Here is a 9,121-nt window from a genome sequence, read left to right on the forward strand (position 1 = left end):
GTATTACTTACCGGTAGCTCCGTAGGGATTTTGAAGTTCCTACGGAGCTATTTTTGATTTTCTACCGAGGCTCAATATAAAAGTTCGGAAGAATGAAATGAAACTTCGGAAGAATGAAATCAAAGTTCCGAAGAATTTTCTGTTGTCTCCCTAGAAAATAAAAAAGCCCCACCGAGGAATTATCCGATTTTCCTCAGTGGAGACTTTGGAGAGCTCCTTTATTATAAAGCGTTTGCTTTGAGGCTCCTCGATATATGGTCTCTACCTTACTAAATAGGTGAAGACTATGAGGGTACTAGATTGCGGCAAGACCTGAGAAGCCCATAAAGGCCATCGCTAGAATGCCTGCGGTGATGAGGGCGATGGGGGTGCCTTTCATAGCGCGTGGCGTGCTACCCGTCTTGGCTAGCTGCTCGCGGATACCAGCAAAGATGACCATGGCGAGGAGGAAGCCGATACCGATGGAGACGGCGTAGACGAGTGACTCAGCGTAGGTGAACTCCTTCTGGATAACGAGGATAGCGACACCAAGTACACAGCAGTTTGTGGTGATCAGCGGGAGGAAGACTCCGAGCGCCTGATAGAGTGCGGGGGAGATCTTCTTGATGATCATTTCAATCATCTGCACGAGTGTAGCGATGACTAGAATGAAGGCGATGGTCTGCAGGAATTCAAGTCCTATGGGAACTAATATATAGGTCTGTACGAGCCATGTAACCATCGTCGCTAGGAGCAAGACGAAGGTGACGGCGGCTCCCATGCCTGTGGCGGTGGAGACCTTCTTAGATACGCCTAGGAAGGGGCAGATGCCGAGGAACTGGGAGAGGACTACGTTGTTGACAAAGACTGCAACGATGAATATGATAATAAATTCCATAGTAGTAAGTGTCTGTGTGATGAGCTGTGGCTAGGGACTAGCCGTTACGTCTCATGGGTTTGACCTATTGCTTCTTGGTGACAGCGTGATAGATGCCGATGAGTAGTCCTAGAGCGATGAAGGCTCCTGGAGGCAGTACGAAGAGTAGCGCTGAGAAGTCGCCTGGGTAAGCTCTCATACCAAAGAATGTACCTCCACCGAGCATCTCGCGAACGGTAGCTAGGAGAGTTAGTCCGATGGTGAAGCCTAGTCCGATGCCGACACCGTCGAAGAGGGATATGCCGACGCTACTCTTGGAGGCGGTGGACTCGGCACGTCCGAGGACGATACAGTTGACCACGATGAGCGGGATGAAGATACCTAAGCTCTGATCAAGTGCTGGCATGTATGCCTTGATGACCATCTGAAGTACCGTGACGAAGCCTGCGATGACGACGATAAAGGCTGGGATACGTACGGCATCGGGTATGAGTCGCTTCAGGAGGGAGATCATCACGTTGGAGCAGATGAGCACGAAGGTGGTAGCTAGTCCCATGCTGAGTCCATTGATGGCTGACGTGGTGGTCGCCAAGGTAGGACACATACCGAGGAGAAGCACGAAGGTGGGGTTCTCCGTAATGATACCATTGGTAATTGTCTTGATATACTTATTCATGGTCGTGCATTACTTAGTTGATTCGTTGGCATTAGCCTCAAAGATGCGCTGCGCATGGGCGATGCCCTGGAGGATAGCTCGCGAAGAGACCGTAGAGCCTGAGACTGCGTCTATAGATCCACCGTCCTTACTTAGCTTAAGGCTAGCGGGAGTGACCTTCTTGCCGATGAGGGACTTCTTTGAGGGCTTGGTGGTGGCGGGGTCTTGGTTGCCCCCGTAGGTTTGGCTTATGGAAAGGAGCTTGCCAGTAGCATTGAGGTCGGCTATGGCAAAGGCTGTGAGTGTACCACTATTGTCAAAGCAGACAAGCATCGGGAGGCGATGTCCATCGTAGTCATCACCACTGTTGGTGACGACGAGCAAGCCTGCCGTCTTACTCATATCGTTGGTGCCGTAGCTCTGGGTTAGCCAAGGCGTGCCGTCGTCAGCGGTACCGTTTTTCTCCTTATCCACTAGACGATAGGCGGGGAGTAGCGTGTTAAAGAGGCTGTCAATGACCTCTCGCTCGGGGAGCTCACAGTTGCTCTCGGAGGGCTGTGCCACGGGAGCACCCTCACCGATGACGCTCTGATAGACTCGGTAAGCTCGCTCGATGGCATCGATGAAGGCTCTACTGGAGATGGTTGCTGCGGTGATGGCATCGACCTTACCTCCATCCTTGGAGACTTTGAGTGGCGAAGCTTGGCTCATATCAAGCCCGCGAACGTCACGAATGAGGTCGGCACTGGGTGCGGGAGAGGTAAACCACTCCTGTATCTTAGCTCCTAGTCCAGGGGTCTCCTCGTGCTTGAGCACCTTGAAGCCGATGATCTGGCTCTTCATATCAAAGCCTACCATAATATCTATGTGACCAGCGAAGCCCTTATCTGTATAGGTCTCAATGGCGTAGCCGACGGGCTGCCCACCCTGCGTGGCGGGATAGACGGTGATGGGGTCTTCGCCCTCGAGCGTGACGGTGTCTCGCTCTTCGTAAGGATTGTTGTCAAAGGCAGGCACGATCTCTTTGATCGCCTCGACCTTAGCTTTCGTCTCGGCCTGTGCGATGGTATCTTTTGTCGCCACATTGACCAGGGCTAGGATACCAGCGATGATCAGACAGATGATCCCGAGTGAGAGGATCATATTGGGGAGTGTAGAGGGTAGCTTCTTCATCTTTTAGCCTCCTTTCTAGATTTGACCACATGACCGAAGTGACGTGGCTTGATGTAGGTGTTGAGTAGTGGGGTGAGCGCATTCATGATGAGGATGGCAAAGGACATACCCTCAGGATAAGAACCCCACAAGCGAATGATGACGGTGAGCAGTCCGATCATACAGCCGTAGATGAGCTGCGCACGGTGCGAGATGGGCGAGGTGACGTAGTCGGTCGCCATAAAGACTGCACCAAAGAGTAGACCACCAGTCAGTAGGTGGAAGAAGGGACTCGCGTACATCGCTGGGTTGTAGAGGTGCATGATGCCACTCAGTACGAATGCGGAGACGATGATAGCCACGGGCGTGTGCCAGGTGATGATGCGTCGGAAGAGCATATAGGCCAAGCCGATGAGAATGGCGATGGCACTCACCTCGCCCATGGAGGAGAAGTTGAAGCCGACGAGGAGCTGCAACGAGTCGGGGAGCTTGTCGATGGCTCCTGACTTGAGGATGCCTAGAGGCGTCGCTCCTGTGACGGCATCGGCAGCTTGCTCAGCCAGGCGAGCGGGGAGCTTCCAGGTGGTCATCTGCGCAGGATAGGAGATGAGGAGGAAGACACGCCCGACGAGTGCGGGGTTGAATATGTTGTTGCCCAGACCTCCGAAGGCCATTTTGCCAATGCCGATAGCGACGACACCACCCAAGAGGACGAGCCACCAGGGGAGCGAGGCGGGGAGGTTGAAAGCTAGGATGACGCCTGTCAGCAGTGCCGAGCCGTCCAGCAGACGACAGGGGCGGTGCAGGAAGAATCGGGTGATGACCCACTCCGTGAGCATACAGGAGGCTACGGAGATGGCGGTGATAAGTAGAGCGTCTGTCCTAAACTGGTAGAGCATGACGAGGAATGCTGGTATTAAAGCAATCAGCACCCCATACATATTCTTGCTAATGGTGTCACCGCTATGGATATGCGGTGAGGGTGATACGATGACTTGTTGTGCCATAAGCTATATATCGTAGTCGATGATGAGGATCGGTGATCTATCTCAGTGTGTATTACTTCTTGCGGGCTCGCATAATGCCCATGACGGTCTGCTTGCCCACACGTATGTAGTCGAGGAGCGGACGACCTGCTGGGCAGGTATAGCTACAAGAGCCGCACTCGATGCAGTCAACGATGTAGTTGTGCTCGGAGGTCTCCCAATCCTTGAAGATGGTGTCGCGCATGAGGAAGGCGGGGTTGAGACCCATAGGGCAGACCGACACGCACTTGCCACAGCGTATACAGTCCTGCATCTCGGGACGTGTTGACTCCTTGGCCGTGAGGATGAGTAGTCCTGACGAACCCTTGGCAACGGGGACAGCGGTATTTACGAGTGCTCGACCCATCATAGGACCACCGCCGATGATTTTGCCGGGCTCCTCGGCATAGCCTCCCGCAGCGTCAATGAGCGTCTGCATAGAGGTGCCGATACGCGCCTTGAAGTTGGAGGGATGCGTGATAGCTCGTCCCGTGACGGTGATGATACGCTCGATGAGTGGCTTGTGCTTCATAACCGCCTCGTAGATGGCAAAGGTCGTTCCGACGTTCTGCACAATGGCTCCTGTGGAGATAGGCAGTGCGCCTGAGGCGACCTGCTTACGAATGAGCGCATCGATGAGTTGCTTTTCACCACCTTGCGGGTAACGCTTCTTGAGCGGTACGACGGAGATGCTTTGACCTTCGGGCAGGAACTCCTTAGCTCGCTCCGCAGCATCACGCATGATGCGGATAGCGTCTGGCTTATTGACCTCAATGCCAATGAGCGTTCGTGGAGCATTAGCAGCCTTCATGATGATGGCGCAGCCTACCATGATCTCCATCGCCTTGACACGCATGAGCGCATCGTCGCTCGTGAGGTAAGGCTCACACTCGACGGCGTTGATGATGACGTAGGCGGCGCTTTGACCAGGAGGAGGCGAGAGCTTGACATGCGTTGGGAAGGTCGCACCACCCATACCGACGATACCCATCTCAGCGATGCGGTCGATGATCTGCTTGGCGTCTAGGTCGGTCTCAGTGATGAGCGTGTCGGTCTGGTCAATGTAGTCCTCCCACTCGTCGCCCTCAACCTTAATAAAGATGGCGGGCTTCTTAAAGCCACTGGCGTCCGTAATCTGGTCCACCTTGGTGACCGTGCCAGAGACGGAAGAGTGAATGTTTGCCGAGACAAAGCCTCCTGCCTTGCCTAAGAGCGTACCCACACGCACCTTGTCGCCCTTGTTGACGACCGCAGTGGCAGGCGCTCCGATATGCTGTGCTAATGTGATGACCACCTCGTCTGGAGGAGCGACCACGGTGATAGGTACCCCTGCGCTGATCTTATGGTCGTGGGGATGGATGCCCCCTATTCTAAATGTCTTTGCCATAGCTTCGTATTAATCTTTCTGAGGTACAGATGCTGTTGAAGAGGTCTCAGCTACAGGTGCTGTGGGTTCAGCCTTAGCAGGTGCTGGCTTTTCGGCAGGCACTGGCTTTGCAGCGGGTTCCTTGCGTGGCGGGAGGTTGACCTCGTGGATAGCTCCCGTCGGGCACTCGGCCGCACACTTGCGACAGAGACGACACTTCTGATGGTCTATGTAAGCCAAGTTATTCTCAAACGTGATCGCCTCAAACGGGCAGACCTTAAAGCACTTGCTACATCCGATACAAGCATTCGCACAAGCCTTACGAGCCACGCCGCCCTTGTCCTTGTTGACACAGCTGACGTAGAGTCGACGACCCTTGGGTCCCTTCTTGCGAAGCTCGATGATCATCTTCGGACAAGCCTTGACGCAAGCTCCGCAGGCGGTACACTTATCCTCGTCCACCTCGGGAAGCCCCGTCTCGGGATTCATATGGATCGCATCAAAGTCGCACACAGCGACGCAGTCGCCATTGCCTAGACAGCCGTAGCTACAGCCCGTCTCGCCACTATAGAGACCCGACTCGATCTTACAGCTGCGAGCTCCTATATAAGTATTCGTCCGAGGACGCGCCTCGCAGGTACCATTGCAGCGTACGACCGCCACGAGTGGATCGCTCTTAGCGACGCTCTGACCGAGTATCTCTGCGACCTTCGTCATGACTGGCTCTCCGCCCACAGGGCACCAAAGACCTTCCAGCGTGGAAGCCTCGCAGCAAGCTTTCGCAAAGCCCGCACAGCCCGGATGACCGCAACCACCGCAGTTCGCCTGTGGTAGAACCTCAGCGACCTCGCCGATGCGTGGGTCTTCTTTTACTTCAAACTTCTTGGAGGTGATAAAGAGTAGGATGGCACTCACTAGCGCTATCACTACGAGGACAAGGATGGTGAATAGTATTGTCATAGAAGTGTGTATGAACTTACTTTTTTCTCACGGTAAAGGTAAATGTGCGCTCAAAGCGGTGGCGCATAAGCCAGAGTAGGAGCACATAGAGAGTAGCTACACCGAGGGCTATCAGTATTTGAGCCAAAGTACTTACCTCTAGGTAGCTGAGGAGGATAGTTACGGCGATGATGAGTAGTGTGGGGACAACCATCGTGAGGAGTACTGCACGCATCCCCAGCGAGCTCCGCATCTCTAGAGAGACTTGGTCACCGAGAGCTATATCGCTGGGTAGCTGCGAGCGGTCGAGCGTAATCGTCTCCAGACGACTCTCCGAAGCGTGGCAATGCCCCGCCACCTCGCAGTGACTACATGCTGATGGACGTAGTACTGTGAGACTCACCTCACCGCCTTTGATGGCTGTTATGGTGGCACTTCGCTCTATACACTCAGGTTGCATCGATACTATAGGTTGCTCTGTAACAACCTTCGCAATCGCAAAGGTAGCAATAAATAATTAGTCTTAGTACGGTATCGGGAAACAAATTTCTCCCAAGCCCCCCTCCTTAGCGTGTACCTTGCGCTCGTTATCAGGGAGTTTTACCGCCCTGCGCAAAAGGTTGCGATAGCCTCCTGAAGCTTCGCGTTATCTGCTGTATCACGAGCGGTGATACGGATCATCTCACCCTTGACACCTCGCTGCGCGGTCGCATCGTAGACCGCAATGTTGTGCTCCTCCAGCAGATACTTGATGAGTTCAGCTGCAGTGGCGCAGTGTATCTGCACGAGGAAGAACGGCGCATCGCTCGGCATCACCTCGATACCATCTATCTGGCGAAGCTTAGTCTCCAGTTCGAGCGCATTGCGCTGCCACTTGCGTATCGGTAGGGTAAACTGTGCGGGGTGGATCAAGATATACTTCGCCACCTCGACCGCCATCGTGCTAACCGACCACGGGTCGATCACCTTTTGGATCTCCTTGACGACCTTCTTGTCGGCCGTCACATAGCCGATACGTAGACCTGGCAGGCCATACGTCTGTGTGAACGAACTGACGAAGATAATGTTGGGGTGGCTCTTCACATCACTCAGCGTAAGCGTCGGCTGTGTCGTAAAGGTCGCATAGGACTGGTCCACTATGAAGGAGACCTGAGGGTGTGCGCCGATGAGCTCCAGTAGCTCAGCCCGTGAGCGAAAGCGTCCCGTCGAGCTATTGGGCGAGCAGATCCAGCAAAACTCCTCTCCCTCAAGCTGGATCGCTTGCGTCTCCATATCCTCAGGAATATAGGTAAGCTGCCAGCCATAGCGCTTAGTCGCTAGCTCATAGTGCTGATACGAAGGCACCAAGATAGCACCACGCCGCCCCGCAAAAGCCTCCGCAATCGTGTAGAAGGCCGCCGTACGACCTGGGGTGATGACTATATTATCCGCATGTAGCCCATTACGCTTGGCGATCATCGTGCGGAGCGTCTTGTAGTCTGGCTCAGGATAGTAGCGCATCATCTCGACCATTCGGTCGTTGAGGTGCTCAGCAAGCTTCGTCAGCTCGGGAGCAAACCATGAGGCGGTGTCAAACTGTAAGGGTGGACAGACCGTATTTGTCATCTGAGTGGGATTCTTCTTGATCATAAACTACGCTTGTTTATACAGCTGTGAATGTTATTTCTTAGATACTTTGTTCTGTAGGTACTCGGCAAAGGTGACTATCTCTGGCGTATGTAGCGCCTCGTAGAGCTCCTCCTTATTATTATATAGTGTTCTCTCGCTAGTCTCCCCCGCATGGAGTAGGAGCTTGTAGCAGAGGACACGCAGACAGCGATCCTGAATCGTCTCTGCCGAGAGCGTGCCCGCACGATAAGCCGAGAGTAGCTCCTGGTAGCTCGCTAGCGGATCTAGGGGACCTAGGAGCAGATCATTGCCCGCTAGGATGGCAGCCACAGATATAGGCAAACCCTCCGCACGCTGCACACCTCGCATCTCTAGCCCATCAGTAAAGATGAGTCCCTTGAAGCCCAACTGCTCACGCAGTAACCCCGTCACGACAGCGTGGCTCAGTGAGGAGGGACAGGTCACGTCAGGCTCTAGTGCTGGCACCGAGAGATGCGCCACCATGATCCCCCCGAGTCCAGCCTCTATGTAAGCGCGAAAGGGGGCTAGCTCCACCCGCTCGAGCTCCTCTAGACTACCCGACACGGTGGGGAGAGTCTTGTGCGAATCCTTGTCCGTATTGCCATGCCCTGGGAAGTGCTTAGCGACCGACAGCACCCCGCCATCCTCCAGCCCCCTCGCTAGGGCTAAGCCATGCGAGATGACAATGTCAGGCGTAGCGCCTAGGCTGCGGGTACCGATGACTGGGTTCTTCGGATTATTATTGACATCCAGCACTGGCGCAAAGCTCACGTGAATGCCCATCACACGACACTGTTGCGCCATATGTTGTCCGAGCGTGTACATCTCCTCAGGCGTGCAGTGGTCCGCCAGCAGCTTCATACGCGGATAGCGTATAGTCCCCTGCAGACGCATCGCCAGCCCCCACTCCGCATCAGCAGTGATCAGTAGCGGGATGCGAGAGCGCTCTTGGAGAAGATGCGTAAGTCGATACTGATCGTAAGGCTCCCCCTTGCGAAAGAGGATACCCCCTGGATGAATCTGGTCTATGAGTCGCAGATAGCGCTCACGCGAAGCCGAGTCATAGCGAGGCTCCCAGATCGGGATGATCAGTTGACCGATCTGCTCCTCAATGGTGAGCGTACTGAGCCAGTCACTAGCCACACGGACGAGAGAGTCCGAGGCACGCTCGCTCATCGGCACAAGGTGCATAGGCAACTGCTGCGCTGTGGTACTCCCACCAGCACAACTAACCAGTATCCCCAGCGTCATACTAACCACGGCAAGGTGTCGCATAAACGCCCCACCTTGTACCTGCTTGCCGAGCGAAACGCACCAACGCACCAACTGCTTTGTATACTTCATACTGCAAAGATAAGCTTATCTGCGCAAAGGCACACACATTTGGTTAGAGATTACAGGGCTGACGCATTATAACTGAAAAGCTGATTTTGGTTTTGAGGGGAGAATGAAGAGCCTAAAAAGTGAACTCAATATAGTCTCAAAAACTCTTTGATTTT

General features: G+C 54.1%; 9 protein-coding genes. All 9 read right to left on the reverse strand.

All coding sequences use genetic code 11. The features are described 5' to 3' along the window. Nucleotides 1–295: 295 nt before the first annotated feature. The 9 genes from rsxA to Q0X57_RS06295 all read right to left on the reverse strand — a co-directional run bounded on the left by rsxA (nucleotide 296) and on the right by Q0X57_RS06295 (nucleotide 8,966). Nucleotides 296–877 carry an electron transport complex subunit RsxA gene (rsxA, locus tag Q0X57_RS06255; RefSeq protein WP_007365427.1) on the reverse strand — a complete coding sequence of 194 codons (582 nt, stop codon included), beginning with the start codon at nucleotides 875–877 and terminating at the stop codon, nucleotides 296–298. A gap of 64 nt (nucleotides 878–941) precedes the next feature. Then, complete coding sequence (locus Q0X57_RS06260; protein WP_297729125.1) at nucleotides 942–1,532, reverse strand: electron transport complex subunit E; 591 nt, start codon at nucleotides 1,530–1,532, stop codon at nucleotides 942–944. Between the two features lie 9 nt (nucleotides 1,533–1,541). Beyond that, on the reverse strand, nucleotides 1,542–2,684 hold the full coding sequence (locus Q0X57_RS06265) for an RnfABCDGE type electron transport complex subunit G (RefSeq protein WP_297729129.1): 1,143 nt from the start codon (nucleotides 2,682–2,684) through the stop codon (nucleotides 1,542–1,544). Then, nucleotides 2,681–3,670, reverse strand: a complete 990-nt coding sequence (locus Q0X57_RS06270) for an RnfABCDGE type electron transport complex subunit D (RefSeq protein ID WP_297729132.1) — start codon at nucleotides 3,668–3,670, stop codon at nucleotides 2,681–2,683. Before Q0X57_RS06270 ends, Q0X57_RS06265 begins: the two co-directional genes overlap by 4 nt. A 52-nt stretch (nucleotides 3,671–3,722) precedes the next feature. Further along, entirely contained in the window at nucleotides 3,723–5,075 is a 1,353-nt protein-coding gene (gene rsxC / locus Q0X57_RS06275; RefSeq protein WP_297729135.1) for an electron transport complex subunit RsxC, read from the reverse strand. 9 nt (nucleotides 5,076–5,084) lie between these two features. Then, complete coding sequence (locus tag Q0X57_RS06280; RefSeq protein WP_297729138.1) at nucleotides 5,085–6,014, reverse strand: Fe-S cluster domain-containing protein; 930 nt, start codon at nucleotides 6,012–6,014, stop codon at nucleotides 5,085–5,087. Nucleotides 6,015–6,030: 16 nt separating this feature from the next. Next, nucleotides 6,031–6,453, reverse strand: a complete 423-nt coding sequence (locus tag Q0X57_RS06285; RefSeq protein ID WP_297729141.1) for a SoxR reducing system RseC family protein — start codon at nucleotides 6,451–6,453, stop codon at nucleotides 6,031–6,033. 140 nt (nucleotides 6,454–6,593) lie between these two features. Further along, a complete protein-coding gene (locus tag Q0X57_RS06290) occupies nucleotides 6,594–7,622 on the reverse strand; it encodes an aminotransferase class I/II-fold pyridoxal phosphate-dependent enzyme (protein ID WP_297729144.1) in 1,029 nt (342 codons plus the stop codon). A 30-nt stretch (nucleotides 7,623–7,652) separates the two neighbouring features. Beyond that, nucleotides 7,653–8,966 (reverse strand): glycoside hydrolase family 3 N-terminal domain-containing protein, encoded by a 1,314-nt coding sequence (locus Q0X57_RS06295; protein ID WP_297729147.1) that lies wholly within the window; start codon nucleotides 8,964–8,966, stop codon nucleotides 7,653–7,655. Nucleotides 8,967–9,121 lie beyond the last annotated feature (155 nt).

Source organism: uncultured Porphyromonas sp., from assembly GCF_947254915.1.
Lineage (GTDB): Bacteria > Bacteroidota > Bacteroidia > Bacteroidales > Porphyromonadaceae > Porphyromonas.